We start from the raw sequence: 26,484 nt of genomic DNA on the forward strand, positions 1-26,484 counted from the left end.
CCGGGCAGGGTCAGCGCCGGCCCCGCGCGGCCACCCCGGTGGTCACCGCCGCGGGGCGCCGGCGGCGGCGCAGCAGCGCCAGCGCCACGATGAGGTACGGCCCGGCGGTCACCGCGAACGCCACCGCGTTGCCGGCCGCCGTGGCGACGAGCCCGTACGCGCCATACGTCACGATGATCAGTACGTCGGTGGCCATCCCGGCCAGGGAGGTGACGGTCGCGCGGCTGCTGCCGGTGATCCGCGCCTGCAACCGCGCGTCAGCCAGCACGGTGGCCAGTTGCGCGGCCCCGAACGCCACCGCGAGCAGCACGAACCCGGCCGGATGCCGCAGCAGCGCGCCCCCGGCCAGCGCGACGGCGACAACGGTCAGCAGGCCGGCATAGCCCCGGCCGCCCAGCCGCTCCCCCACCGGGGCGAGCAACCCGCCGACGGTCACCCCGGCCCAGAGCAGCAGGAGCAGCAGGGGTACGACCTGCGCCCCGACGCCGGTGTCCAGGGCCAGCAGCGGGGTGAACTCGTCGAGCGCGCCCCAGTCGGCGGCCACCACGGCGACCAGGAGCACGGCGCCCCGCACCGGCGGGTGGGTGCGGACCTGCGTGACCCCGGCTCGCAGGGTCTCCCACCAGCCCGCGTCGCCGTCGTCATCGTCCGGACCGGACGGTGGTCCGACCGACGCTGCGGTAGAGCGGCGGTGTTCGGGAAACCGGGCGGCGACGGCCGTGGCGAGCAGACCGGCGAGCACGCTGGCCGCGCCGATCGCCGGGTACCCGCCGGCGGCGAGCACCGGGCCGGCGAGCACTCCGGAGAGCACCACACCCAGGACGCCCGCCGTGCGCGCACGGCCGAGCACCCGGGCGTACCGGCCGGCCGCGCCGAGCCGATCCAGCTCGGTCCAGACCAGCGCCTCCAGCGCGCCGGAGACCAAGGCCCCGCCGGCGCCCCAGAGCAGGAACCCGAACGCGAACGCCGGATACGACGGCGCCAGCACCCACAGCGCGTACCCGCCCGCGGTCACCAGCGGGGCGAGACACAGCAGCAGCCGGCGGGACACCACGTCGGCCCACGCGCCGGAGGGCACCTCGACGAGGATGCCGGCGGCCGACCAGATGACGAAGAGCGACGAGATCTGCCCCACCGACAGGCCGGTGTCGGCGAAGAACACCACGTACAGCGGGTAGAGCAGGACGAGGTCGCTGAGGAACGCGTACCCGTAGAGGGTCAGGGTGAGCCGGCGGACCGCCGGGTCGGGTCCGTGCGAGACGATGCGGATCATGGGGCCTTCCCATGGGAGTGGAGACGGACACCGGACGTGGAAAGCGCGACCGCCGGGCGCTGTGTGATTGCGGTCCAGCTTCGGAGTGAAGCGCACTGTTGAGATGGGGAGCGCCGTGTAGCCGCCCGCGGTGGGACGGGCGGATCGGAACGTCCACCCGGCGTTGACGCGGGTCGCGGCCGAGCTGGACCGGCCGTCGCGGTGAGGGTCGCGTTCGTCGACTCTGAGAAGGAACAGCACGGTGTCCAGTCGGTCTTGCGGGCGTTGGAAGACACTCCGGCACAGATCGCACCGTCGACCTACTACACCGTCAAGACCGTACGGCCTCGGCCCGGTCACGGCGCGACAGCGAACTCACCACGATGATCAGGAGATCCACGCCGAGAACTACGGCGTCTACGGCGCCCGAAAGATCTGGCACGAGCTGCACCGCCAGGGCGTCGAGGTGGCCCGGTGCACGGTCGAACGGCTGATGCGCGCCGCCGCGCTGCGCGGGCTGCTGCGCGACAGGTCAGCACGCACGACACGGCCTGAGGCCGAGACCGACCGGCCTCGTGACCTGGTCAAACGTGACTTATTGACCCGAAGGACAAACATGTGCTGATCAGCCAGCGGCGTAGCGGACCTCTGGCTTGCCGAACAGGGACTTCACTGCCTCGGGGTGGCCCGTCCACTATCAAGTGGATCTTCCGCCCGAGGTGTCGTACGAGGCGGTCGAGCCAGGCCAGGAACACCGAACCGTTTACCGGTCTTGCTCACCACCGGGGTGCACCCGACCGGCGCCCAGGTGGTCCCCACCGAGGCGTCGGAGCGTAGTCCGGTCTGATCCAGCCACAAGATGACCGCTTTCTCCTTCTTCGCTTGTCTCTCGATGGCGGGGTACTCCGCCTCCAGCCACCGTGCGACCGCCTCGGGGTTCCGCTCGTACGCTTTGCGGATCGGCTTCTGCTTGACAGCCCCCACGAGCGCAGATACTTGCCGATCGTGACCAGGGACAGGCCGATACCGAACCAGGTGCGTACCAGTTGGCGGACCTGCGGGCGAGTCCACACCAGGCCGGGCAACGCGACCTGGTCGGGGTACCTACTCACCACCGCTCGCCGTACCCGAGCTTCCTGCCTCGGGTCGAGGCTTCTGCTCACCCGGACGCCGCCCCCGCTTGCCGGCCTTGAGTGCCTTGTTCCCCTTGCGGTCAAAGGCGTTGACCCACCGCGAAACCGCCTGCGGTGACACACCGAGCACTGTGGCCACCGCCGCCTGCGTGTGCCCGGCCTTGACCGCCGCTACCGCCCTGCGACGCAGATCCTCTTGTGCCTGCGGGAAGGGCCGCCGCGACCCGCGGCGGCCAGGTCGACGCAGTGATCTTCCACAGCGACCGCGGCAGCGAGTACACCGCCGCCGACTATGCCAGAGCCTGCAAGCGTGTCGGCGTCCCGCAGTCGTTGGGTCGGGTCGGCTGCGCCCTGGACAACGCCGCCGCCGAGGCGTTCAACTCCACCATCAAGGTCGAGTACATCCACCGGCAGCGCTTCCGGACCCGAGCCGAGGCCCGCATCAAGATCGCCACCTGGATCGTCGACTTCTACAACGTCCGCCGACGCCACAGCGCCTGCGACGCCATGTCACCGGTCGACTACGAACACTTCATCGCCGAAGCCCGCCGGGCCCAGGCAGCTTAAACAACCCTCCACACTTCCAGGGGATTGACAGTGTGTGAGCCATCCGTCACAACCGGCAGTGATCGTGCCGTCGTCCACCGAACGAACACAGGCCGAGATGATCGCGACAGGAGTGAACACGACAGCCCTTCATTCCGTTGTGATGGCGAGGGCCCAGCACAGAGTAGACCACCCGATGGGAGATTGCGCGTGCCAGAAGAACGTTTTCAGCAAGTAGAGTCCAGATTTTATCTAGAGGTAACAGACTATCTCAAAAGGATAAACCTGATGGGGAGGATGCTTCGAGATACACCCGAATTGACTGAAATGCCGGACTATCGGCATTGGGTAGAACGTCATAAAGAACTGCAGAGTGTCGCTGAGCTCCGCCGGAATGAGCTTGATGACCATCAATTAGAAGGAGCTAGAATTCTGCACGACGAAGCCAAAAACAGGCGTGCATATGCGGTGCTGAGCAGTCGAAAGCAGCATTTGAAACAGCAATTGGAAGGCATTTCAGAGGCTCATGACCAGATGACCGCAGAAGCCTCTGGTCTGGCCGCGAGGCGGGCAGGCCCAGAGAGGGCGGGTGGCGTTATGCAACTACTTCGCCTTCGCCGCGCCGAGGCGAAGAGGCTTGATTCAGAAGAAGCAGATCTTCGCAGCCGGCAGAGCAATCTCTATAGAGAGCTTCGTCAATGCCTCGCCGAGACAGAGGAATGCACGGGTGAGATCCGAATAAATCGAGCTGAGGCAGACGAGCTATCGAGGCGACGCCGTGAGTTTGACGGAAGGTCTCAACGCCTGAGTCGCTGGCGCAGCAGTCATAGCATCGCTTTAACCTTGATGGAATTCAAGCAGGCGCACTTTGATTTCATGAGGCCCAAAAAAATTAAAATTTCCCGCGCCTGGGATGACTGCAGGGAAGCCCTCGTGCAACCCTATTACAATAATCACAATACCGTTGGGCGCGACGGCCGATCCGCTGTTCGCATACTCGACGAATTGCTTTCGCGAGATGCGCTGCCGAACGGAGTTCCAGCGTATGCCCTCGCGCGGCCCCCGTCGTACGATTCCCTTTCACACACCTCCGGAACTCTCCGAACGACCGGCCAGATGACTACCCTGAGCGGCCAGCCATCGACCTCTCAAATTTCTCCTCCGCAAAGGAATACCCGCCCGGACCTTCCGCTGGCCGCGGCGGTGGCCACCTCTCGCCAACATGGCTCAGCCCAGTCGGGTACTCAAGCCTCCTGGCAACTCGCACCTCCTCCCGCCTATTCGGAACAACAACCACGTTCCCGGCCCGAGCGTCGAGGACAATGAGCCATTTTCATCCTGCGTGGCGGTTCGCTTCGACGTGGTGCAGGACGAGGGTGGCCTGGACGATCGCGGTGGCTCGGCGTGGGCAGGATCGCAGCTTGACCAGGATCTTCCAGGTCTTGAGTGTGGCGATCGCTCGTTCTCCGCGGGCGCGGATCTTCGCGTGGGCCCGGTTCACGGCCTTCTGCCTGCGTGACAGCTTTGGCCGGAAGCGGCGCGCCGCTTGAACGGGGTGCGGACACTACCGTGCGCGCCCTGGTAGCCCTTGTCGGCGAAGGTCATCACGTCCGCGCTGGTCAGGGCGTCGATGATGCCGTGATGGCGGGGGGCGCTCAGGTCGTGTGCCGAACCGGGCAGTGCCGGTGATGCCCACACGAGCCGGCCGGCGGCGTCGGAGATGACCTGCACGTTCACACCGTGGCGTTTGTGTTTGCCGCTGTAGTAGGGCTTCTGCTCGGCGATCCGGTCGATCGGGATCAGCGTGCCGTCAAGGATCGCGTACGCCAGTAGCCGGATGCGTCGCATCGCGGTGTCCAGGTCGTCGGCTGCCGAGCTGAGCAGGGCTACAGATCTTGAAAGGTCAGGTTTGTCCACTGTGGGTCGGCGTGTCGGCGTGATCTTCGCGGGTCGGGGGCGTAGGCCGGAGGGATGAGGTATCCCGACGGAGGTGGGCTGTCCGAGCGAGGGCGGGTGAAGCGTGAGGCGGTGCGGCGGCAGGCGGCCGGGTGGTTCGCGCAGGACGTGCCGGTTGCGGAGGTCGCCCGGCGGTTGCGGGTGTCGCAGACAGCGGTGTACGGCTGGCGGAAGCGGTGGCGTGCCGAAGGTGAGGCCGGGTTGGCGTCGAAAGGGCCGAGTGGTTCCCGCTGCCGCCTGGACGCCGGCCGGCTGCGGCGCCTGGCCGATGCCCTGGATGAGGGGCCAGCCGCGCACGGGTTCGGCGAGGACCAGCGGTGGACCCTGGCGCGGGTGTCGGATCTGATCGCTCGGATGTTCCGCACCCGGTACACGCTGCGCGGCACCTCGTATTTGCTGCATCGCATCGGCTGGTCGGTGCAGGTTCCGTCGCACCGGCCCGTCGAGCGTGACGAGGAGGCGGTCGCGACGTGGCGGCGGGAGGTGTGGCCGGCGGGAAAACGGTAGCGGCGCAGCGCGACGCGTGGATCTGCTTCGAGGACGAGGCCGGTCAGACGCTGCGCCCACCGAAGGCCCGCACCTGGGGCCGACGCGGCGAAACTCCGGTGATTCCGGTGTCAGGTAAGGGTTCTGGCCGGGTCTCGATCGCGGGGCTGGTCTGCGTGAAACCGGGCCGACGCAGCCGGTTGATCTACCGAACGATCACCCACCGCGGCCGCAAGAACGAACGACGCAGCTTCACCGAAACCGATTACATCGCCCTGCTCGACGCAGCCCACCAGCAGCTCGGCGGTCCGATCGTGCTCGTCTGGGACAACCTCAATACCCACATCAGCGCCGCGATGCGGCAGATGATCAACGGCCGGGACTGGCTACACGTGATTCGTCTGCCGGCCTACGCCCCCGACCTCAACCCCACCGAGCAGGTGTGGTCACACCTCAAACACAGCATCGGCAACCTCGCCGTCCGCGGCGTCGATCATCTCCAGGCGATCGTCAAGAACCGACTCAAACGCATCCAGTACCGGGCCGACCTGCTCGACAGCTTCCTCGCCCACACCGGCCTGACCCTCGAACCCGACTCAACCTAACCATTCAAGATCTGTATCGCCTCCTGGACGTAGCGCCAGGCGGTGGCGACGCCGATCTCGAAGCCGGCCGCGAGTCGGGTGTAGGTGTCGCCGTTACGGAGATGGGCCAGAGCCAGCAGCGCCTGCCGGCCCTCCACACTTCCAGGGGATTGACAGTGTGTGAGCCACCCGTCACAACCGGCAGTGATCGTGCCGTCGTCCACCGAACGAACACAGGCCGAGATGATCGCGACAGGAGTGAAGACGACAGCCCTTCATTCCGTTGTGATGGTGAGGGCCCAGCACAGAGTAGACCACCCGACGGGAGATTGCGCGTGCCAGAAGAACAAGAAATGTCCAGATTTTATCTAGAGGTAACAGGCTATCTCAAAAAGATAGAACTGATGGGGAGGATGCTTCGAGAAACACCCGAAGTGACTGAAATGCCGGGGTATCAGTTTTGGGTAAAACGTCATAAAGAACTGCAGAGTATCGCTGAGCTCCGCCGGGATGAGCTTGATGACCATCAATTAGAAGGAGCTAGAATTCTGCGCGACGAAGCCAGAAACAGGCGTGCATATGCGATGCTGAGCGGTCGAAGGCAGCATTTGGCACAGCAATTGGAAGGCAATTCAGAGGCTAGTACGGCAGCCGCCGTTTGAGATGCCGCTGGTGGGGGGTGGGGTGGACGCGAGGCGGCCACCGCATGATCGTCTGTATGTTGTGGACATAACTTCAGATCCGGCGGTGGCCGTGTGCCACAGCGTAGACGTTGCCCGGTGGCGGTGGGTTCTGGCCGGGGTGCTCGCCTGTTTCGCGGGCCGGTTCGGGCGGGTGGAGCCGCGTCGCACGGCGGCGGCGTTCGTAACCGGGTTGCTGGCCGATATCGAGGTCAAGACGTGTTGGCAGTTGGCGGAGCAGGCCGGACACGCCCGGCCGGATGCGATGCAGCGGCTGTTGTATCGGGCGGTGTGGGACGCTGACGCTGTCCGCGATGACCTGCGGGCGGTGGTCGTCGACCGGTTCGGTGACCCTGACGCGGTCCTGGTCGTTGACGAGACCGGGGATCTGAAGAAGGGCCTGCGTTCGGTCGGGGTGCAACGGCAGTACACCGGTACCGCCGGCAGGATCGAAAACGCGCAGGTCGGGGTGTTCCTCGGCTATGCCAGCGGGCACGGGCACACCCTGATCGACCGACGCGTGTATCTGCCGGTGTCGTGGACCGAGGACCGGGACCGCTGCCAGGCCGCCGGTGTCCCGGACGAGGTCGAGTTCGCCACGAAACCCGACCTTGCCGCCGACATGATCACCGCAGCCGTCGCCGCCGGCGTGCCAGCCGGGTGGGCCGCCGCGGACGAGGCCTATGGCAACAGCAGCGTCTTCCGCAGCCACCTGCGCGAACATCGTCTCGGCTATGTCCTGGCCGTGTCCCGCAGCCACCTGGTACCTCTCGACGCAGGCAAGACCCGGGTCCGCGCCGACCAGGTCGCCACCGAACTACCCGCCTCGGCGTGGCAGCGCCGCAGCGCAGGGGCCGGGTCGAAAGGGCCCCGCTACTACGACTGGGCCTGGCTCGACGACGTGACCACCGATGCCGACCCCGACGAAGGCGGCCACCACAGCCTCCTGATCCGTAAGAACACCACCACCGGCGAGCTGGCCTTCTACCGCTGCTGGACCCCGCAACCGGCCACCCTCGCCCAACTCGTCCGGGTCGCCGGGATCCGCTGGACCGTCGAGGAATCCTTCCAAGCCGCCAAAAGCCAGGTCGGCCTGGACCAGCACCAGGTCCGCCGCTGGGACTCCTGGCACCGCTTCACCACCCTCGCCCTGGCCGCCCTAGTACGGCAGCCGCCGTTCGTGAGGTGACCTCGGATCCCGCAGGCACGAGGACGGCCACCGCATGATCGTCTGTGCGTTGTGGACACATCATCCGACCCTGCGGTGGCCGAGAGCCACAGCGTAGAGCCTGCCCGGTGGCGACGGACCATCGACCTGGTTACCAGCTCGTTCGCAGGCCGGTTCGCTCGGGTCGAGCCTCGCCGAGCGGCCGCCGGCTTCGTCACCGGCCTGCTCGCCGACCTTCAGATCAAGACGTGCTGGCAGTTGGCCGAGCAAGCCGGGCATGGTCGCCCGGATGCGATGCAGCGGTTGCTCTACCGGGCGAAGTGGGACGCCGACGCGGTACGTGACGACGTGCGGCAGGTCGTCGTCGACCGGTTCGGTGACCCCGACGGGGTCCTGGTGGTCGACGAGACCGGCGATCTGAAGAAGGGCGTGCATACCGTCGGTGTCCAGCGCCAATACACCGGAACCGCCGGCCGGATCGAGAACGCCCAGGTCGGGGTCTTCCTGGCCTACGCGAGCCGACACGGGCACACCCTGATCGACCGGCGGGTCTACCTGCCGAAGTCATGGACCGACGACCACCAGCGTTGTGAGCAGGCCGGCGTGCCGGACACCATCGGGTTCGCCACCCGGTCCGAGCTGGCCGACGACATGATCACCGCCGCTGTGCAGTCCTTGGTCCCGGCCAGATGGGTCGCCGCGGACGAGGCCTACGGCAACAACGCCCACCTGCGGACCCGGCTGCGCGAACTCGGCCTCGGTTACGTCCTGGCGGTCTCCCGCGACCATCTCGTGCCGATCGACGGTGGTAAGGCCCGCTGCCGTGCTGACCGCTTGGCCGCCGACCTGCCCGCCACCGCGTGGACCCGGCGCAGTGCCGGTGACGGGTCGAAAGGGCCACGGTTCTACGACTGGGCCTGGCTCGCCGACGTCGGCGCCGACGGTGACCCGGACAGCGACGGCCGGCACAGTCTGCTGATCCGCCGCAACAACACCAGCGGTGAGCTGGCCTTCTACCGCTGCTGGACAACCGGGCCGGCCGCCCTCGCCCAGCTCGTGCGGGTAGCGGGAGTCCGCTGGATCGTGGAGGAATCGTTCCAGGCCGGAAAGGGCCAGGTCGGTCTTGACCAGCACCAAGTCCGCCACTGGACGTCCTGGCACCGGTTCACCACCCTGGCCCTGGCCGCGCTCGCGGTCCTCGCGATCTGCGCCGCCGACGCCCGCACCTCAGACCGCCACGCTCAGCCCGACATGATCGAGCTGACCGTCAACGAGATCCGCCGCCTGATCAACGTCCTACTGATCCACCCGACCCGCAGCATCGTCCACCGTTTGCGCTGGTCAAACTGGCGACGCCGACACCAAGCCCGAGCCAAACGAGCCCATCACACCCGCCGCCTCAACCTCGAACGGCAGCCATGATCACGATTGGCGGCTGCCGTACTAACTTGATCTTTAACCCTCTGAGGTCCTGCGGGGACCCCGAACGATCACGGAAACAGCCCTTGGTTGATGATCTTCTTGTCTAGGGAAGAACATCAATAACCAAGGGCTGTTCTGGTGATCAGTGTGCATGACCGTGGTTCGGCTGATGCCGTTGGGGACCTGGACCGGTTCCGGCGGGAGTTCTACGACTGCTTGACCGCTCGGGCTGACGCGTTGTTCGACCTGACCGACGCGGTGTTGTGCGCCGACGGGCCGGTCCGGTCGCTGGTGGAGTTGTCGCTGGTGGGTGAGCACCGCCGGGGTCACGGGGCGTTGTATGACGCCCTCGCCTGCGGGAAGTTGGACATTGACCGGTTGCGCACCGCTCTCGCTGGGGTGCCGCTGCCCCGGGCAGCTGACGGCCGTCTCGTCCTGGCGGTGGACATCACCTGCTGGCTGCGGCCGGACGCGCACACCTCACCACAGCGGATCCTGTGTCACACCTACGGACGCGGCAAGGATCAGACCATCATGATCCCGGGCTGGCCGTATTCGATGGTCGTGGCCCTGGAGTCGGGCCGTAGTTCGTGGACCGCACCGTTGGACGCGGTGCGGCTGGCGCCTGGCGACGACGCGGCCACGGTCACCGCTGGGCAGCTGCGAGACATGGGGCGTCTGATCGCGGCCGGGCAGTGGCAGGCTGGGGACGCGGAGATCCTGGTCGTGGCCGACGCCGGCTACGACGCGCCCCGACTGGCGTTCCTCCTGCGTGACCTGCCCGTGCAGGTCCTCGCGCGAATGCGATCGGATCGGGTGCTGCGTCGGGCAGTGCCGCCTCGGCGGCCGGGAACGGTCGGCCGTCCGCCCCGCCACGGCGGCGAGTTCGTCTTCGGTGATCTCGCCACCTGGGGTGAGCCGGACGCGGCCACTGTCGCCGACACCCGTCTCTACGGCACGGCGTGGGCCCGTGCCTGGGACCGGTTGCACCCTCGGTTGACCCACCGATCCGCCTGGACCGCCGCGGCTAAAGTACTGCCGGTCATCGAGGGGACCGTCATCCGCCTGGAAGTCGACCACCTACCCAGCGGCGCTACACCGAAGCCGGTGTGGCTGTGGTGGTCCGGCGTCGACGCCACCTCGGATGACGTGAACCTGCTCTGGCAGACGTTCCTACGCCGCTTCGACATCGAACACACGTTCCGCCTGTTCAAACAGACCCTCGGCTGGACCTGCCCGAAGATCCGCACCCCGCAAGCCGCCGACCTATGGACCTGGCTGATCCTCGCCGCCTACACCCAGCTCCGTCTGGCCCGCGCCCTCGCCGCCGACCTGCGCCGCCCCTGGGAGCAACCCGCACCACCGCAGCGTCTGTCACCCGCCCGCGTCCGCCGAGGGTTTCGGCACCTCCGCGCGAAGGCGACCTGCCCGGCCGGTGCACCCAAACCCGCCCGGCCAGGCCCGGGGCGACCACCCGGCCGCCGCAACACCCACCCCACCCCGCGATACGACGTCCACATCGCGACCACCACGAACGCCAAAACATCGGCCACAAAGAAGACGAAGACTGTCAATCCCCGGCCACGCCGCACAGGTTAAAGATCAAGCTAAGGGATGTCTCGTAACCCTGGTGTCTGTCCGTTGGGGATGGTCGGGCAGGATGCCGGGGTGCAGGTGATCACGGCAGCTCGCCCGGAGTGGATCTTCCCGTTCACCGGGCTGCAGCCACCGCAGTTCCGCACGCTGGTCCGGTTGGTTGCCGAGCGTGGCGGTGACGGCATAGCTGACGGTCGGCCGGGCCGGCAGTGGGCTCTTGACCTCGCCGATCGGGTTTTGCTGGTGGCCGCGTACTGGCGGACGAACCTGACGATGCGCCAGATCGGTCCGCTGTTCGGGGTGTCGCACTCCGCGGCGCACCGGGTCATCGACACCCTCGCACCGCTGTTGGCCCTGGCGCCGGTGCGTAAACGGCCGGTCGCGCAGATCGCGATCGTTGACGGGACGCTGGTCCCGACCCGCGATCACCGGCTGGCCGCCCGGAGCAAGAACTACCGCTACTCCACAAACCTGCAGGTCGCCATCGACGCCTCCACCCGCCTGGTCATCGCCGTCGGCGACCCACAGCCCGGCAACCGCAACGACACCATCGTCTACCGCACCAGCGGCATCCAGGAGAAGCTCGACGGGCGGCCGGTGATGGCCGACGGCGGCTACCGGGGCAACCCTGAGGTGATCATGCCGTACCGCAAACCCGCCGACGGCAGCTCGCTGCCGGACTGGAAACAAGCCCTCAACGTCGAGCACCGCACCGTTCGAGCAGGGGTAGAACACGCCCTGGCCAGGATGAAGAACTTCAAGATCCTGCGCGACTACCGCCGCGCCGGCCACACATTGACCGACGCCGCTTCCGGCATCGCCAACCTCCACAACATCATCCTCACCGGCTGACCACCGGCCCGGCCCAGGGCAACGCCTTCACCCAGTTACGAGACATCCCTTAGCCGTCCTGGCGATCTGCGCCGCCGATGCCGCCACCGACGAACCCGACGAACCCAACCTGATCCCACTGACCGTCAACGAAGTCCGCCGGCTGATCAACACCCTCATCATCGAGACGATCCTCAGCCTCGCCCACCGTCTGCACTGGTCACACTGGCGGCGCCGCCACCAGGCCCGAGCCCGACGATCCCACTACGCCCGACGCCTCAACCTCGAACTCCAGCCATGATCCCGAACGGCGGCTGCCGTACTAGAGCCCAGATGGCCGTAGAAGCCTCTGATCTGGCCGCGAGGCGGGCAGGCCTAGAGAGGGGTGGCATTATGCAACGACTTCGCCGCGCCGAGGCGAAGAGGCTTGATTCAGAGGAAGCAGATCTTCGCAGCCGGCAGAGCGCTCTCGTTAGAGAGCTTCGTCAATGCCGCATCGAGGAAGCGGAATGCACGGGTGAGATCCTAATGAATCTAACTGAGGCACACGAGGTATCGAGGCGACGCCGTGATTTTGACGGAAAGTCTCAACGCCTGAGTCTCTGGCGCAGTTATGACATCGCTTCCACCTTGATGGAATTCGAGCAGGCGCACGAATTGCTTTCGCGAGATGCGCTGCCGAACAGAGTTCCAGCGTATGCCCTCGCGCAGCCCCCGTCGTACGATTCCCTTTCACACACCTCCGGAACTCTCCGAACGACCGGCCAGATGACTACCCTGAGCGGCCAGCCATCGACCTCTCAAATTTTCCTCCGCAAAGGAATACCCGCCCGGACCTTTCGCTGGCCGCGGCGGTGGCCACCTCTCGCCAACATGGCTCAGCCCAGTCGGGTACTCAAGCCTCCTGGCAACTCGCACCTCCTCCCGCCTATTCGGACCAACAACCACGTTCCCGGCCCCAGCGTCGAGGACAATGAGGTGATCTCAGCAAGGAATGGCGCCTAATTTGCTACGACACGGGCAAATGCCTGCGTATTAGACAGTGAGCCTTTTTCATCCGGGACCGAGGCGACGGGCTCGGCAGTACCTGTCCGGGCTGGTCGCCGGCCTCGATCGCAAGAACGGCTGGACCCTCGCCGAGCAGGCCGGTGACCTGTCACCGGACGGAATGCAGCGGCTGCTGCGGTGGGCCGACTGGGACATCGACGCCGTCCGCGACGAGGTCCGGGATGGCACGGCCTGGCCGATCCTCGCGGCGCGGCCGGTGGCGCGCTTCATCAGGGAGGCGCACGAGTCCGGCCGGGCCGAGGTCTTGGGATCTAGCGGTCCTCGCAACGCCCAGATCTTCTGGGAGTTGCGCGGACCGTGTCCGTTTCCGCTGAGCTCAAGGCAAAGTTCTTCGAGATCTTTGATCGCGATGGCAGTGTCGCCGCTGCTGCTCGCGAAGCCGGTAACAACCAGAACACCGCGTACGGGTGGGCTCGTCGAGCAGGGCGCCGCTCAATACCCAGGTCGCGGCGTCATCCCCGCAGGGATGACGCCGCTGGATCAATGTCGCCAGGTCATGTCGGCGATGCTAGACAAACCTCCCGGCTCCGGCCAGCGCTTTCGGCGTGGCGGACGACGCGACGCGGGGCGGGGGCCGACCGGCCCCCGCCCCGCTGGTGCTGCCGCGTGTCAGCGCCGGTTCGGGTCGACCGGCGGGATGACCGTGGTGGCCTCGCTGTCGTCGCTGGTGCGCTGGCCGGGCACCGCGCCACCGGCACCGGTGCCCACCACCTGCGTCGTGTCGGAGTCCCCACGGCCACGGGTGACGAACTGGGTCGTGTCGGCGTCCCCACCCCCCGGGGTGACCACCTGCGTCGTGTCGGAGTCCCCACGGCCACGGGTGACGAACTGGGTCGTGTCGGCGTCCGGGTTGCTTCCGCTGACGACCTGGGTGGCGTCCGGGTCGCCCGATGCACTCGCCACCGGGGCCGCGTCCAGGTCGGCCGGTCGGGTCACGATCTGGGTGGCCTCCGGATCGGACGGCCGGGTGACGATCTGGGTGGCCTCCGGGTCGGTGGCGGTCGCGGGCGGCCTGGGCAGCCCCGCGTCCGACCCGGTGGTGGCGGCCGACGCGCGGGCCAGGTCAGCCTCGGCCGACGCGCGGGCCAGCTCGGCCTCGGCGTCGCGGCGGCTGGCCCGGTACGCCTGGGCGTGCGCCGCGATCAGCTGCGACTCCTGCTCGGCACGGGTCAGCCACGCCTCCCAGCGATTCTGCATCGGACGGATCAGGCCACCGCCGACACCGACGACGAGGATGCCGCCGATCGTGGCCAGCACGGCGATCAGCACGGGAGTGGTGACCGCGGTGGCCACGCCGATCTGGTTCAGCGCGGCGATGACACCGAGGCCGAGGATGAACACCGAGGCGATGTTGGCCAGCACCCGGCCGTACGACAGCCCACCGAGCGCGCCGCCGATGATGTCCTTGACCGCGTTGGCGATGGCGGCGGCCACCACGACGATGACGATGGCGACGAAGGCACGGGGCAGCCACGAGATCACCGCGCCGAGCAGGTCGGAGATCGGATTCGGTCCCCAGATGCCGAAGGCGAGCTGGAGGGTGAACAGCAGCACCGCGTAGTAGACGAGCTTCGCGACGATGTCGCTGGCGTCGTACCGGGATCGGCTCAACGCGCGGCGGACGCCGCCGCGCTCAACGGCGCGGTCGAAGCCGACCCGCTCCAGGACCTTCTCCACGATCTTCAACACGGCCTTGGCGATCAGCCAACCGGCCACCAGGATCGCCACGAAGGCGACGGCCTTGGGCAGGAAGAGCATCACCGAACGGAGGGCGTCACCCACCGCGTCGCTGACGTTGTCACTCATATGGTCATTCCTCTACGGAGCAGCCGAGACGGTCGGGACCGACCTACCCGCACCGGCTCGCGAGGAAACGCCCACCGGCCCGGATCGACCCGCCCGGCGGCGCTCCCCGTGCCATCACCTGACCGCGTCGGCATCGGCCGCGGCCGGACGCCGTCTCGACGTCGCAAACAGGCTCACCGCCACGATGAGGGGCCAGGTCGCCTGTGCGCCCGCCGCGATCCGTTCGGCGAGCCCCACCAGGTTGCCGCTCTGCAACGCGGCCCCGAACCACGCGACGAGGGCGAGTAACGTCAGCCCGGCAATGATCGTGAACGGTCGTCGTACGGTCCACGGCGCGTCCGGGGAGCCGCCCACCGCGAAGAACGGCCAGGCGGCCAACGCGATGAAGGCGACGCCCGCGGACACCCCGTGAGCTGTCGGGTCCGCCGGCAGCGGAAACACGGCGACCATGATGGTCCCGACGCCACCGATGGCGAGCAGCAGTCGTCCGACCCGCGCGACCTCGGTCAGGCCGAATGCCGTGCACAGGTAGGCGAGCCCGGTGCCGACGAGCCCGGTGGTCATCACGCCCCGGTCACGGGCGTCCAGCGCGGCCAGCTGACTGATCGTGTCGTGCAGGGGGTCGAAGCCGGGGGGCTGCAGCGACTCGGCGACGGTCCAGCCGCCGATGAGCAGGATCGGCGCCGCCGCGGCGGAGATGAGCGCAACTGGTCGCAACAGGTGCTCCGAGAGTTCAGACGGACGATCAGTGTGGGCTGACTTTGACAACCGGCTCCCGGCCGTCGACCTGGTCGAACCAGGACGCCGCACGCAGCGTCTCGATGATTCGTTGCTGCCGTTCGGCGTCCTGGCGGTCGAGGAAGAGCACACCGTCGAGGTGGTCGGTCTCATGCTGGATGCACCGCGAGAGCATGCCCGAACCGACGATCTGCACCGGGTCGCCATGGAGGTTGAAGCCGGTGGCAACCACGTTCATCCGCCGCTTCGTGTCGAGGTAGACGCCGGGAATGGAGAGGCAGCCTTCGGGGCCGTCCTGCTCGTCCTCGTCCGGGAAGGTGATCTGCGGGTTGACCAGGTGGTCGAGATCCCCGTCGGAGAGCTTGGGATGGAGGGCGAAGACTCGCAGCCCGACACCGATCTGCGGGGCGGCCAGGCCGGCGCCTCCGCTGTCGCCCAGTGTCTGCTGCAGGTCCTTGACGAGGCGTCGCAGCTCCGCGTCGAACGTCTCGACCGGCGTGGCCGGCTGACGCAGGACGGGATCCCCGACGAGTCTGATCGGAAGAACTGTCACACCCTTTTCATCGCACGATGATCGCGTTCGTTCAACCGAAGGCCGCGATCCTTGCCAACGGCCCGCGCAGGCCGCGACGACGACCTCGTCGCGGATCCGCCGAAGCTGGTCCGCCGGGCCGACGACGGGGAAAACTCTCCGTGCAGACGCTGTCCAGTTGCGCGCCCTACGCTGCCCGAGTCGGTCCGGTCAGACGATGGGAAGAGATGGTGGTTCGCCCACGACCCGGCGATGACGACGCGCGCATTCGCTTTCAACACCTGGTCTCGACGCAGGGGCCGCCGCTGATGCGATTCGCGCTCACGCTGAGCGGTGGGAACCACTCGCGAGCCGAGGACATCGTCCAGGAGACAATGGTGCGGGCGTGGCGCGGGGTCAGCACTCTTCCGGCCGACGACGTCGACCTGCGCCGCTGGCTGTTCACGGCGGCCCGCCGATCATCGATCGACGAATATCGCCGCCAGCAGGCGCGCCCACTGGCGACCGAGGAACTCGACCCCGACACGGCCGCCACGCACGATGACGTGTCCGCCATGGTTGTCGCGAACGACGCGCTTCGCGACGCCGCACGCCGCCTGAGCGCACATCACCGCGACGTTCTGCACCAGGTGTTCTACCTGCACAGGTCAGTCGACGAGGTGGCCGACGAACTGAGCGTCCCGGTGGGGACCGTCCGCTCCAGGCTGCACTACGCGCTCCGCTCCATCCGGCGCGCCCTCGCCAACTGAGTCGGGCATGGCGGTGACACTAGCGCGCGGGCGAGTCTTGGCAATATTCTCCGGAGTGCGTGCGGCCACTGGAGCTACTTTTCATCCCCCGCCGTCGGCCGCAGGAGGAGATGTGATGCACGTCGACCACTCCGAAGTGGACCGCCGGACACTGCTGCGAGCCGGTCTCGGCGCCGCCACGGTCGCCGTCGTCGGGAGCGAGCTGGCCTTCCCCGCCACGGCACAGGCCGCCCCCGGCACCGACCTGGACTGGATCATCAGCTGCGACGAGTGGGCCGCCCGTCCACCGAAGGACCCGCTGTCGGTCAGCGCCATCCCCACCAACAAGATCATCGTGCACCACATGGCGTTCCCGAACGTCACCGACTACTCCCGTGAGCAGGCGGTCAAGCTGGCCCACGACTGCCAGGACCTGCACATCGACGGCAACGGCTGGTCGGACACCGGCCAGCACTTCACGGTCAGCCGTGGCGGCTACGTGCTGGAGGGCCGCCGGGGCAGCCTGGAACGCCTCGAAGCCGGCGACCGGCAAATGATCTCGGCGCACTGTCCGGGCGAGAACGGTCGGGCCATCGGCATCGAGAACGAGGGCACCTACGTCACCGAGACGCCGCCGAAGGCGCTGACCGACTCGCTGGTCACGCTCTGCGTCGCGATCTGCCGCCAGTACGGGCTGCACGCGCACGACATCTTCGGCCACTGGGACTTCCGTACCACCGACTGCCCGGGCGCCGCCTTCTACCGGGAGTTCCCGGCACTGCGCCGGCGGGTGTACGCCGCCCTCGGCACCAAGCTGGGTGACGTGCCGGCGCGCCGCTGGCCGGACCTGTGGCGCTTCGTCAACTCGCCGTCGGTCCGGGTCGTGCAGCACCTGCTCATCCACCGCGGCTACGCGGTGACGGTCAGTGGCACGTTCGACGCCGCGACCGTCGCGGCCGTGCAGGACTGGCAGGCCCGCAACGGCATCCCGGTGGACGTGGACGCCACGCTCACCACCCCGACCTGGGAGACCCTGGCACCGGAGCTGGACCAGCACGCCACCGGCGCGCCGGTCACCGCGGTGCAGGAGATCCTCGCCACCAAGGGGTACGCGGTCGCCGTCACCGGGGCGTACGACCACGCCACCCGGGCGGCGGTGCAGGACCTCCAGGCCCTGCACGGTCTGCCCCGCGACGGCAAGCTCAGCACGAGCACGTGGTGCGCGATCGTCGGCGGAACGGTCCGCCAGACCTTCCGGCACCGCTGAGCCCAGGGCGGCGGTGCGGGCGCCCCCGCACCGCCGCCGGGTCCGCCACCAGCGCTAACACGGGCGCGTCTCGTTGTCCACCCTGTGCCGGTCTGCCACGATGACGTCGACCAGGACCAAGGAGGGTGCCGTGCAGACGCGACTCAACCCGTACCTGAATTTCCCCGGCACCGCCCGGGACGCGATGGAGTTCTACCACCAGGTCTTCGGCGGCCAGCTCAGGATGAACACCTTCGGCGAGTTCGGCAGCACCGAGCCCGGTCTGGCCGACCAGATCATGCACGCGATGCTGGAGTCCCCCGACGTTTGATCCGCCGCACCGGCGGAAAGAGTCCCGGGCATGACATGGGCCCGTCGAGCCGTACCCGCCGTCGCCGCCGCCGTGGCGGCGCTCGCCGCGCGGGACCTCATCCAGCGCGACCACGCGCTGCTGCGCAACTTCCCGGTGCTCGGTCGCGCCCGGTACCTGCTGGAGGCCATCGGGCCGGAACTTCGGCAGTACATCGTGGCCGGCAACAACGAGGAGCGTCCGTTCACCCGCGACCAACGGCGCTGGGTGTACGCGTCGGCGAAGCAGGAGAACAACTACTTCGGCTTCGGCACGGACAACGACATCGAGTACACCGCCGGGTACCCGATCATCAAGCACCGCACCTTCGGCCGGGCCGTGCCGCCGTCGTCACCGACGGCCGGGCACGACGTCCGGCTGCCGTGCGCGAAGGTGCTCGGCGCGGCCCGGGGGCGAGCCCACGCGTTCCGACCGGAGTCGGTGGTCAACGTCTCCGGGATGAGCTTCGGCTCGCTCTCCGGCAACGCCATCACCGCGCTCAACAAGGGGGCGGCGCTCGCCGGCTGCCTGCAGAACACCGGCGAGGGTGGGCTGTCGCCGTACCACCGCAACGGCGGTGAACTGATCTTCCAGCTCGGCACCGCGTACTTCGGCTGCCGCGACGAGCAGGGCCGATTCAGCCTGGACCGACTGAAGGACCTGGTCGCCGACGCCCCCGTGCGGGCGTTGGAGATCAAGCTCAGTCAGGGTGCCAAACCCAGTCTCGGCGGGCTGCTGCCCGGCGCGAAGGTGTCCGCCGAGATCGCCGCGACCCGGGGCATCCCGGCCGGGCAGGACTGCGTCAGCCCGTCGCGGCACGCCGAGTTCTCCGACTGCGACAGCCTGCTCGACTGGGTGGAGTTGCTGGCGGCCGAGACGGGCCTGCCGGTCGGTATCAAGTCGGCGGTCGGCGACCTCGGTTTCTGGCAGGAGCTGGCCACCCTGATGCGCGACACCGGCCGGGGCGTCGACTTCGTGACGGTCGACGGCGGCGAGGGCGGCACCGGCGCCGCACCGCTCATCTTCACCGACTCGGTGTCACTCCCGTTCCAGCAGGGCTTCTCCCGGGTGTACAAGGTCTTCGCCGAGCACGACCTGCACGAGCAGGTGGTCTTCGTCGGCGCCGGCAAGCTGGGCCTGCCGGACAACGCCATCGTGGCGTTCGCGCTCGGCTGCGACATGGTCAACGTTGGTCGGGAGGCGATGCTGTCGATCGGCTGCATCCAGGCACAGAAGTGCCACACCGACACCTGCCCCACCGGGGTCGCGACGCAGAACGCCTGGCTGGCCCGGGGCCTGGACCCGACGCTGAAGTCGGTCCGGGCGGCCAACTACCTGGGCACGCTGCGCCGGGACCTGACGAAGGTCGCCGAGGCGTGCGGCGTCGAACACCCCGGCCTGATCGGCACCGACGCCGTGGAGATCCTGGACGGCCGCACCGGCTCCACCCCACTGCATGAGGTGTACGGCTACCGGCCGGGATGGGGTCTGCCCTCGCCCGCCGACCAGGCGGAGATCATCCGGCTGATGACCCCGGAGGTGCCCCGGGGCGGCAGCGCGCCACCCTCGTCGACCGCCGTCGGCTGAGGTCACGGCCACGCCGACCACGGGCGCGGCGATGGTGGCGCGGGGTCGTGAGATGCGGGGTCGCGCGTCGGCCGCAGGGGCCGGCGCCGTGAGGTCCGCCATGAGCGTGATGCCTGTGAGGCATATTGATGACTCACAGGCATCAGCCATTCCCGCGCGATGTCCGCTGAACGCCGCCCGCCGGGCACAGCGGCATGCGCGTAAAACCCGTGGAGCCGGCGGCACACCACACCTATGGTGGCGCGGTGCTGATCAGACGCGAGACAACCGCCGACGTCGACGCCGTCCGCGCGGTCCATGCCGCCGCCTTCGCCAAGGCCGACGGCGGTACTGGCGTACCCGTCGGGGCCACCGTCGAGGCCACCGTCGAGGCCACCGTCGAGGCCACCGTCGAGGCCGCACTGGTCGACGCGCTGCGCGCCGACGAGGGCTGGCTGCCCGCGTACTCCCTGGTGGCGACTGATACGGACGGCCAGGTGGTGGGGCACGTGGTGGCCACCCGCGGCCGGGTGGCCGGTGAGCCGGTGGCGTTGGGCCTGGGACCGCTCGGCGTGTTGCCCGGATGGCAGCGGCGCGGGGTCGGCACCGCGTTGATGCACGCGGTGCTCGGCGCGGCCGACGCCCGTGACGAGCCGCTCGTCGTGCTGCTCGGGCACCCCGACTACTACCCGCGCTTCGGGTTCCGGCCCGCCGTCGAGCTGGGCGTCACCCCGCCGCAGCCGTGGGGGCCGCAGTACTTCATGGCCCGGCCGCTGACCGCGTGGCGCGAGTCGATCCGGGGCGAGTTCCGCTACGCCGCGCCGTTCGACGATCTGTGATGCCACCGGCATCCGCGATCAACGCGAGGCGGCGGGCGAGACGGGCGGCGGCCTCGCGCAGCTCCGGAGGCTCCAGCACCTCCACCTCGTAACTCAGGCGGGCGACGTGCGCGGCGAGCCATTCCAGGCTATCGCCGCCGACGACCAGCACACACCACCCGTCGCGGTCGTTCTCGACACGACCCACCTGGGGCGGCACCACCGCCCGCACCTCGTCGGGTTGGGCGCGAACCCGCACCCGGGCGAGATGCCGGTACGGCGCCTCGGTGACCGACCGCTGCACGAAGGCGACGGGATCGGGATGCTCGCGGGTGCGAAAGCGCCAGCTCGTGGCCTCCGCCGCACGCATCCGGTCCAGGCGGAACGTGCGCCAGTCGTCGCGGTCGACGTCCCAGGCCATCAGATACCAGCGACGACCGGTCGTCACCATCCGGACCGGCTCGACCGTCCGCTCGCGCTCCCCGTCACGTCCGGTGTAGCGGAACCGGACGCGGACGGCGTCACGGCAGGCCCGGGCGAGCATCACCAGCAGCTCCGCGTCGATCTCGACCACCGGGCCGATGAGCGTGTCGGTGGAGCCGTGCACGGCCCGCACCTCGGCGCGCAGTCGTGCCGGCATCACCTGGTCGAGCTTGGCGAGTGCCCGCAGGGCGGCCTCCCCCGCCCCGGCGACCGTGCCCCCGGAGGCCAGCCGGAGCGACACCGCCGTGGCGATCGCCTCCTCGTCGTCGAGGAGCAGGGGCGGCAGCCGGGTGCCCGCGCCGAGCTGATAGCCGCCGCCGACGCCGGACACGGCGTGCACGGGGTAGCCGAGCGCCCGCAGTCGCTGCACGTCACGGCGGACGCAGCGGTCGGTGACCCGCAGCTCGGCGGCGAGTTCGACGGCCGTCCACGACGGCCGCCGCTGCAACAGCGCCAACAACCGCAGCACCCGCTCGGTCGTCGCCTCGACAGTCACGCGCCGATCGTTGCACAGATCGAGGAACGCTCCTGTCCGCTATTCGCGAGAGGCTGGGATCATGACCGACCAGATCAGGAAGCAGGGAGCTGCCATGGCCCGCGACGTGCAGATCACCGTCGACTGTGCCGACCCGGCCGGGTTGGCGCCGTTCTGGGCCGAGGCCCTCGGCTATCAGGTGCAGGGCCCGCCCGGGGACTTCGCGTCGTGGGAGCAGGCACTGAACGCGATGGGCGTGCCGCCCGAGCGCCACAATGACGCCTCGGCGGTGGTCGACCCCGAGGGCTCGGGGCCACGGCTGTTCTTCCAGCGCGTGCCGGAGGGCAAGCGGGTCAAGAACCGCGTCCACCTGGACGTGCGGGCCGCTCCCGGGCTCGCCGGCGAGGAGCGGATGGCGGCGCTCGAGGCGGAGGCCGAACGGCTCGTCTCGCACGGCGCCACCCGGCTCAGCCGCCACGAGCCCGCTCCCCCGCTCGGCGCCGGTCACCTCGTCATGGCCGACCCCGAGGGCAACGAGTTCTGCCTCGACTGAGCCGACGTTCGGCCGCGTTCGCCCAGCTCACTGCCGCGACACCCGGATGCCATGCGAACATGTGTACGTATCGTCCGGGGCCAGCATCCTGCACGCCGACCTGGACGCCCTCTACGCGGTGTTCGAGATCTTCCGACGCACCACCCCGCTGGTCGAAGGGCTCTCCATCGACGAGGCGTTCCTGGACGTGGGTGGTCTGCGTCGGCTGGTCGGGCCACCGGCCGCCATCGCCGACCGGCTGCGTCGGGAGGTCCGCGAGCAGGTCCACCTACCGATCACGGTGGGCGTGGCCCGCACGAAGTTCCTGGCGAAGGTCGCCAGCGGTGTGGCGAAGCCGGACGGGCTGCTGGTGGTCGCCCCCGACGGTGAGCTGGCGTTCCTGCATCCGCTGCCGGTCGAGCGGCTGTGGGGCGTCGGCCCGATCACCGCCGCGAAGCTGCGCGAACGCCGCATCCGTACCGTCGGCGATGTGGCCCGGCTCGGCGAGGCGGCGCTGGTTTCGCTGCTCGGCGCGGGCGCCGGCCGGCACCTGCACGCCCTGGCACACAATTGCGACCCACGGCCGGTGCAGGTGGGCCGCCGGCGCGGTTCGATGGGCGCGCAGCACGCGCTGAGCCGTGACCCGCACGACCCGGCGGAGCTGGACGCGATCCTCGCCGGCCTGGTCGACCGGGTCACCCGACGGATGCGGGCCGCCGGCCGGGCCGGACGCACGGTGGTGCTGCGACTGCGCTTCGGTGACTACACCCGGGCCACCCGCTCACACACCGTGGGCAAGGCGACCGCCGACACCGCCCCGGTGCTCGCCGCGGCACGGGCACTGCTGCGCACGGCCCAACCGGAGATCGACCGCCGCGGGGTCACCCTCATCGGCGTCTCGGTGGGCAACCTGGACGACAACCCGGTCCAACCGGAACTTCCCTTCCACCCGGATCCGGGGGCCGAACTGGACGCCGCCGTGGACGCGGTCCGCGACCGGTTCGGATCGGCGGCGCTCACCCGGGCGGTGCTGCTCGGCCGCGACCCGGGTGTCGAGATGCCGCTATTGCCGGACTAACCACCCCGCATCCCTGCGACCAGAGACACATCACAGCAGGTCGGCGGTTTAGCCGGCGGCGCACGGGTGACCCTTGAGGGGAACAGCCTGACGAGGGGGGCCCACGATGTCCGACGACACCAGCAACCGACCGAGCCGTAGCGTCGAGCGTCCGCACGACGTGACCGACCCTCTGCTCTGGCAGCTCGCGGTCGACGTGCTGAGCGCCCACGAGCCGGACGACGAGGGTCACTGCCGCAATCTGCAGTGCGCCGGCCAGGGTTGGCCGTGCGCGGCCCGCACCGGTGCCGAGCAGTCGCTGCGGCTGGCCCGCAGCACGCCCACGTCGGTCGAGCTGACCGTCGAGGAGGACAGCGGCCCGGTCGGCACCGGCTGGCCCGGGGAGGCCGTGGTGCCGGCCCCGCGCTGGGGCTGGAACGCCGGCCCGGCGGCGTCGCAGCGAGGACCGAAGGCATCCGCCTCGGCGGCGTGACGGTGACCCGTGCCCGGCCGGCGGGGCCCGACTGATCGGGCGGCCCGCCGGCCGGAAGCGCACGTCATCTACAGGGTGCGGGCCAGCCGATCGGCGAGCGTCCGGGTGAAGCGGGCCGGGTCGGTCAGCTCGCCACCCTCGGCGAGCACCGCCAGGCCGTACAGCAGCTCGGCGGTCTCGGTCAGGGTCTGGCCCGAATCGCCCTGCTCGTGGGCCTTGCGCAGCCCGGCGACCAGCGGGTGCCCGGGGTTGATCTCCAGGATCCGCTTGGTCGACGGGATCTCGTGCCCCATCGCCCGGTACATCTTCTCCAGGGTCGGAGTGAGGTCGTGCGCGTCGCCGACGACGCAGGCCGGTGAGGTGGTCAGCCGCGACGACAGGCGGACCTCGCGGACGCTGTCGGCGAGGGTGGTGCCCAGCCACTGCACCAGCGCGGCGAACTCCTGTCGCTGCTGCTCGCGCTCGGTCTCGGCCTGCTGCTTCTCCTCGTCGGTGTCCAGGTCGACCTCGCCCTTGGCGATCGAGCGCAACGGCCGGCCGTCGTACGTGCCGACCCGCTCGACCCACACCTCGTCGACGGGGTCGGTGAGCAGCAGCACCTCGTGGCCCTTGGCCCGGAACGCCTCCAGGTGCGGGGAGTTCTCGATGGTGGCCCGGGAGTCGCCGGTGGCGTACCAGATGTCGCTCTGGCCGTCCTTCATCCGGGAGACGTAGCCGGCCAGGTCGGTGGGCTCGGCCGGGTCGTTGGTCGACGCCACCGACAGGATCTCCAGCAGGGTGTCCCGGTTGTCCGTGTCGTCGATCAGCCCTTCCTTGACCACCGTGCCGAACTCGGTCCAGAAGGTGCGGTAGCGCTCAGGGTGGTTGGTCTTGAGGTCCTTGACGGTGCTGAGGACCTTGCGGACCAGGCGGCGGCGGACGATCTGGATCTGCCGGTCCTGCTGGAGGATCTCGCGGGAGATGTTCAACGACAGGTCGTGCGCGTCGACCACGCCCTTGACGAAGCGCAGGTAGGTGGGGACCAGCGCCTCGCAGTCGTCCATGATGAACACGCGCTTGACGTAGAGCTGGACGCCGCGGCGGCCCTGCGGTGCGAACATGTCCAGCGGGGCGTGGCTGGGCAGGAACAGCAGCGCCTCGTACTCGAAGGTGCCCTCGCCCTTCATGTGCACGACCTCGAGCGGGTCGGCCCAGTCGTGGCTGACGTGCTTGTAGAACTCGTTGTACTCGGCGGCGTCGACCTCGTCGCGGGGCCGCGCCCAGAGCGCCTTCATCGAGTTGAGGGTCTGCACCTCGCTGGTGGCGGCCTCGCCGTCGGCCCCGGGGCGCTCGACGCGCATCCGGATGGGCCACGCGATGAAGTCGGAGTAGCGCTTGACGATGTCGCGGACGGTCCACTCGGCGGTGTAGTCGTGCAGGTTGTCCTCGGTGTCGGCCGGCTTGAGGTGCAGGGTCACCGACGTGCCCTGCGGCGCGTCGTCGACGGCCTCGATCGAGTACGTGCCCTCGCCGGTGGACTCCCAGCGGGTGCCGCCGGACTCGCCGGCCTTGCGGGTCAGCAGGGTGACCGTGTCGGCGACCATGAACGCGGCGTAGAAGCCGACGCCGAACTGCCCGATCAGGTCCTGCGAGGCGCGGGCGTCGGACGACTCGCGCAGCTGGCGTAGCAGCTCGGCGGTGCCCGACTTGGCGATGGTGCCGATCAGCCGGACCACCTCGTCGCGGGTCATCCCGATGCCGTTGTCCCGGACGGTGAGCGTGCGGGCGTCCCGGTCGACCTCGATGGTGACGTGCAGGTCGTCGGTGTCGGCGACGAGGTCCTTGTCGACCAGGGTGGCCAGCCGCAGCTTGTCCAGCGCGTCGGACGCGTTCGAGATGAGTTCCCGCAGGAAGACGTCCTTGTTCGAGTAGATCGAGTGGACGACGAGTTGGAGGAGCTGACGCGCCTCGGCCTGGAACTCCAACGTCTCGGCCTGGTTGCTCACACCGTCTCCCTTCTGAGCTCGTGCGGAGGTTCGCGCAAAGGATACGAGTCGTCACCGGTCGGGCGGTGACGGCATCCGGGTCGTATTCCCGATCCGGGCGGATCCGCGTCGTGACCTAGCTGACTTTGCTCAACAGAAGTCAGCCCGATAACCTGGCCGCATGAAGATCGCTGGAAGCACCGCCCTCGTCACCGGCGCGAACCGTGGCTTCGGCCGACGCCTGGCCGCCGAACTCCTCTCCCGGGGCGCCACCGTCTACGCCGGCGCCCGCAACCCCGACACCGTCGACCTGCCCGGCGTGACGCCGGTGCGCCTGGACATCACCGACCCCGCCTCGGTGGCCGCCGCCGCCGCGCTCGCCGGGGACGTCAACCTCCTGATCAACAACGCTGGCATCGAGACCGGGACCAACCTCCTCGACGGCGACCTGGACCTCGTCCGGCTGGAGCTGGAGACCCACTACTTCGGCAACCTGTCGATGATCCGGTCGTTCGCCCCGATCATCGCGGGCAACGGCGGCGGGACGATCCTCAACGTGCTCTCCGTGCTGTCCTGGGTCAACTTCCCCAACATCGGGGCGTACGGCGCCGCGAAGTCCGCCGAGTGGGCGATGACCAACGCACTGCGCGTCCAGCTCGCCGAGCAGGGCGTCCGGGTCGCCGGCCTGCACGTCGGCTACATGGACACCGACATGGCCGCCGAGGTCACCGCCCCGAAGTCCGACCCGGCGCAGATCGCCCGGATCGGCGTGGACGGCATCGAGGCCGACGCGTACGAGATCGTCACCGACGACATCAGCCGGCAGGTGCAGGCCGGGCTCGCCGGCGGCGTCACCGCGCTCTACCCGCAGCTCCCCTGAGCGGCGACGCCACGGACGTGATCGGGCCGCCGCCGGCTCCCCGGCGGCGGCCCGTCCCCGGGTACGCGGTCAGCGCCCTGCGCGCATCCTGCTCG

The 26,484-nt window shown here is 69.0% G+C and carries 23 protein-coding genes and 5 pseudogenes; 20 read left to right on the forward strand and 8 right to left on the reverse strand.

The features are described 5' to 3' along the window. Positions 1-10: 10 nt before the first annotated feature. Positions 11-1,273: an MFS transporter gene (locus O7620_RS10495; RefSeq protein ID WP_278122877.1), complete on the reverse strand. Its 1,263-nt coding sequence runs from the start codon at positions 1,271-1,273 to the stop codon at positions 11-13. 373 nt (positions 1,274-1,646) lie between these two features. On the opposite strand from O7620_RS10495, the pseudogene O7620_RS10500 reads away from it, so the two are divergent. The 3 genes and pseudogenes from O7620_RS10500 to O7620_RS10510 form a co-directional block, all read left to right on the forward strand. After that, positions 1,647-1,799: pseudogene (locus O7620_RS10500) on the forward strand (IS3 family transposase); the annotation flags it as partial. A gap of 832 nt (positions 1,800-2,631) precedes the next feature. Beyond that, positions 2,632-2,952, forward strand: a complete 321-nt coding sequence (locus O7620_RS10505) for an integrase core domain-containing protein (protein ID WP_278122878.1) — start codon at positions 2,632-2,634, stop codon at positions 2,950-2,952. A 189-nt stretch (positions 2,953-3,141) separates the two neighbouring features. After that, a complete protein-coding gene (locus O7620_RS10510; RefSeq protein WP_278122879.1) occupies positions 3,142-4,257 on the forward strand; it encodes a hypothetical protein in 1,116 nt (371 codons plus the stop codon). A 7-nt stretch (positions 4,258-4,264) separates the two neighbouring features. Here O7620_RS10510 and O7620_RS10515 read toward each other — a convergent pair. Further along, positions 4,265-4,824: pseudogene (locus O7620_RS10515) on the reverse strand (transposase family protein); the annotation flags it as partial. Positions 4,825-4,902: 78 nt separating this feature from the next. On the opposite strand from O7620_RS10515, the gene O7620_RS10520 reads away from it, so the two are divergent. Together O7620_RS10520 and O7620_RS10525 are read left to right on the forward strand one after the other, a co-directional pair. Beyond that, positions 4,903-5,394 (forward strand): winged helix-turn-helix domain-containing protein, encoded by a 492-nt coding sequence (locus O7620_RS10520; protein ID WP_278122880.1) that lies wholly within the window; start codon positions 4,903-4,905, stop codon positions 5,392-5,394. Continuing rightward, positions 5,358-5,978, forward strand: a complete 621-nt coding sequence (locus O7620_RS10525) for an IS630 family transposase (protein ID WP_278122881.1) — start codon at positions 5,358-5,360, stop codon at positions 5,976-5,978. Before O7620_RS10520 ends, O7620_RS10525 begins: the two co-directional genes overlap by 37 nt. A 5-nt stretch (positions 5,979-5,983) precedes the next feature. Here O7620_RS10525 and O7620_RS10530 read toward each other — a convergent pair. Further along, positions 5,984-6,109 (reverse strand): annotated as a pseudogene (locus O7620_RS10530) (transposase family protein); the annotation flags it as partial. Positions 6,110-6,292: 183 nt separating this feature from the next. On the opposite strand from O7620_RS10530, the gene O7620_RS10535 reads away from it, so the two are divergent. The 6 genes and pseudogenes from O7620_RS10535 to O7620_RS10560 form a co-directional block, all read left to right on the forward strand. Then, positions 6,293-6,619, forward strand: coding sequence for a hypothetical protein (locus O7620_RS10535; protein ID WP_278122882.1), 327 nt, complete (start codon positions 6,293-6,295; stop codon positions 6,617-6,619). Between the two features lie 91 nt (positions 6,620-6,710). Then, a complete protein-coding gene (locus O7620_RS10540) occupies positions 6,711-7,826 on the forward strand; it encodes an IS701 family transposase (RefSeq protein WP_278122883.1) in 1,116 nt (371 codons plus the stop codon). Between the two features lie 120 nt (positions 7,827-7,946). Next, the gene (locus O7620_RS10545) at positions 7,947-9,227 is read left to right on the forward strand and encodes an IS701 family transposase (RefSeq protein WP_278126943.1); all 1,281 of its coding nucleotides are present in this window, start codon (positions 7,947-7,949) and stop codon (positions 9,225-9,227) included. 138 nt (positions 9,228-9,365) lie between these two features. Continuing rightward, positions 9,366-10,826 carry an NF041680 family putative transposase gene (locus O7620_RS10550; protein WP_278122884.1) on the forward strand — a complete coding sequence of 487 codons (1,461 nt, stop codon included), beginning with the start codon at positions 9,366-9,368 and terminating at the stop codon, positions 10,824-10,826. Positions 10,827-10,895: 69 nt separating this feature from the next. Beyond that, on the forward strand, positions 10,896-11,675 hold the full coding sequence (locus O7620_RS10555; protein ID WP_278122885.1) for a transposase family protein: 780 nt from the start codon (positions 10,896-10,898) through the stop codon (positions 11,673-11,675). 1,021 nt (positions 11,676-12,696) lie between these two features. Further along, a pseudogene (locus O7620_RS10560) lies at positions 12,697-12,885 on the forward strand (IS701 family transposase); the annotation flags it as partial. A 920-nt stretch (positions 12,886-13,805) separates the two neighbouring features. Here the strand turns inward: O7620_RS10560 and O7620_RS32055 are convergent. From O7620_RS32055 to def, 3 genes and pseudogenes are all read right to left on the reverse strand, one after another. After that, positions 13,806-14,528: pseudogene (locus tag O7620_RS32055) on the reverse strand (hypothetical protein); the annotation flags it as partial. A 114-nt stretch (positions 14,529-14,642) separates the two neighbouring features. Next, positions 14,643-15,245, reverse strand: a complete 603-nt coding sequence (locus tag O7620_RS10570) for a DUF998 domain-containing protein (RefSeq protein WP_278122887.1) — start codon at positions 15,243-15,245, stop codon at positions 14,643-14,645. A gap of 28 nt (positions 15,246-15,273) precedes the next feature. Then, a complete protein-coding gene (def, locus tag O7620_RS10575; protein ID WP_151491118.1) occupies positions 15,274-15,819 on the reverse strand; it encodes a peptide deformylase in 546 nt (181 codons plus the stop codon). A 17-nt stretch (positions 15,820-15,836) separates the two neighbouring features. On the opposite strand from def, the gene O7620_RS10580 reads away from it, so the two are divergent. The 5 genes from O7620_RS10580 (at position 15,837) to O7620_RS10600 (ending at position 20,526) form a co-directional block, all read left to right on the forward strand. Next, a complete protein-coding gene (locus O7620_RS10580; protein ID WP_278122888.1) occupies positions 15,837-16,547 on the forward strand; it encodes a sigma-70 family RNA polymerase sigma factor in 711 nt (236 codons plus the stop codon). 115 nt (positions 16,548-16,662) lie between these two features. Beyond that, entirely contained in the window at positions 16,663-17,793 is a 1,131-nt protein-coding gene (locus O7620_RS10585; protein ID WP_278122889.1) for an N-acetylmuramoyl-L-alanine amidase, read from the forward strand. A gap of 130 nt (positions 17,794-17,923) precedes the next feature. Continuing rightward, positions 17,924-18,103 carry a hypothetical protein gene (locus O7620_RS10590; RefSeq protein WP_278122890.1) on the forward strand — a complete coding sequence of 60 codons (180 nt, stop codon included), beginning with the start codon at positions 17,924-17,926 and terminating at the stop codon, positions 18,101-18,103. A gap of 30 nt (positions 18,104-18,133) precedes the next feature. Further along, positions 18,134-19,708 carry an FMN-binding glutamate synthase family protein gene (locus O7620_RS10595; RefSeq protein WP_278122891.1) on the forward strand — a complete coding sequence of 525 codons (1,575 nt, stop codon included), beginning with the start codon at positions 18,134-18,136 and terminating at the stop codon, positions 19,706-19,708. A gap of 245 nt (positions 19,709-19,953) precedes the next feature. Then, the gene (locus O7620_RS10600) at positions 19,954-20,526 is read left to right on the forward strand and encodes an N-acetyltransferase (RefSeq protein WP_278122892.1); all 573 of its coding nucleotides are present in this window, start codon (positions 19,954-19,956) and stop codon (positions 20,524-20,526) included. Here the strand turns inward: O7620_RS10600 and O7620_RS10605 are convergent. Further along, a complete protein-coding gene (locus tag O7620_RS10605) occupies positions 20,447-21,484 on the reverse strand; it encodes a WYL domain-containing protein (protein ID WP_278122893.1) in 1,038 nt (345 codons plus the stop codon). The two genes, O7620_RS10600 and O7620_RS10605, sit on opposite strands and share 80 nt — an antisense overlap. Before the next feature lie 94 nt (positions 21,485-21,578). Here O7620_RS10605 and O7620_RS10610 point away from each other — a divergent pair, with 94 nt between their 5' ends. From O7620_RS10610 to O7620_RS10620, 3 genes are all read left to right on the forward strand, one after another. Beyond that, positions 21,579-22,016, forward strand: coding sequence for a VOC family protein (locus O7620_RS10610; protein ID WP_278126945.1), 438 nt, complete (start codon positions 21,579-21,581; stop codon positions 22,014-22,016). Between the two features lie 61 nt (positions 22,017-22,077). Then, the gene (locus O7620_RS10615) at positions 22,078-23,073 is read left to right on the forward strand and encodes a DNA polymerase IV (RefSeq protein ID WP_278122894.1); all 996 of its coding nucleotides are present in this window, start codon (positions 22,078-22,080) and stop codon (positions 23,071-23,073) included. Between the two features lie 106 nt (positions 23,074-23,179). After that, positions 23,180-23,545 (forward strand): hypothetical protein, encoded by a 366-nt coding sequence (locus O7620_RS10620; protein ID WP_151491125.1) that lies wholly within the window; start codon positions 23,180-23,182, stop codon positions 23,543-23,545. A gap of 68 nt (positions 23,546-23,613) precedes the next feature. On the opposite strand, the gene htpG is transcribed toward O7620_RS10620, so the two are convergent. Continuing rightward, complete coding sequence (gene htpG, locus O7620_RS10625; RefSeq protein WP_278122895.1) at positions 23,614-25,530, reverse strand: molecular chaperone HtpG; 1,917 nt, start codon at positions 25,528-25,530, stop codon at positions 23,614-23,616. Positions 25,531-25,690: 160 nt separating this feature from the next. Here htpG and O7620_RS10630 point away from each other — a divergent pair, with 160 nt between their 5' ends. Further along, a complete protein-coding gene (locus O7620_RS10630) occupies positions 25,691-26,389 on the forward strand; it encodes an SDR family oxidoreductase (RefSeq protein ID WP_278122896.1) in 699 nt (232 codons plus the stop codon). Positions 26,390-26,484: the final 95 nt, after the last annotated feature.

Source organism: Micromonospora sp. WMMD710, assembly GCF_029626045.1.
Lineage (GTDB): Bacteria > Actinomycetota > Actinomycetes > Mycobacteriales > Micromonosporaceae > Micromonospora.

What these genes read in the sequence shown, in the direction of transcription:
- O7620_RS10495 (WP_278122877.1), bottom strand. Translation starts at nt 1,273, where the DNA reads ATGATCCGCATCGTCTCGCACGGACCCGACCCGGCGGTCCGCCGGCTC.
- O7620_RS10520 (WP_278122880.1), top strand. Translation starts at nt 4,903, where the DNA reads ATGAGGTATCCCGACGGAGGTGGGCTGTCCGAGCGAGGGCGGGTGAAG.
- O7620_RS10580 (WP_278122888.1), top strand. Translation starts at nt 15,837, where the DNA reads ATGATCGCGTTCGTTCAACCGAAGGCCGCGATCCTTGCCAACGGCCCG.
- O7620_RS10585 (WP_278122889.1), top strand. Translation starts at nt 16,663, where the DNA reads ATGCACGTCGACCACTCCGAAGTGGACCGCCGGACACTGCTGCGAGCC.
- O7620_RS10595 (WP_278122891.1), top strand. Translation starts at nt 18,134, where the DNA reads ATGACATGGGCCCGTCGAGCCGTACCCGCCGTCGCCGCCGCCGTGGCG.
- O7620_RS10610 (WP_278126945.1), top strand. Translation starts at nt 21,579, where the DNA reads ATGGCCCGCGACGTGCAGATCACCGTCGACTGTGCCGACCCGGCCGGG.
- O7620_RS10620 (WP_151491125.1), top strand. Translation starts at nt 23,180, where the DNA reads ATGTCCGACGACACCAGCAACCGACCGAGCCGTAGCGTCGAGCGTCCG.
- O7620_RS10630 (WP_278122896.1), top strand. Translation starts at nt 25,691, where the DNA reads ATGAAGATCGCTGGAAGCACCGCCCTCGTCACCGGCGCGAACCGTGGC.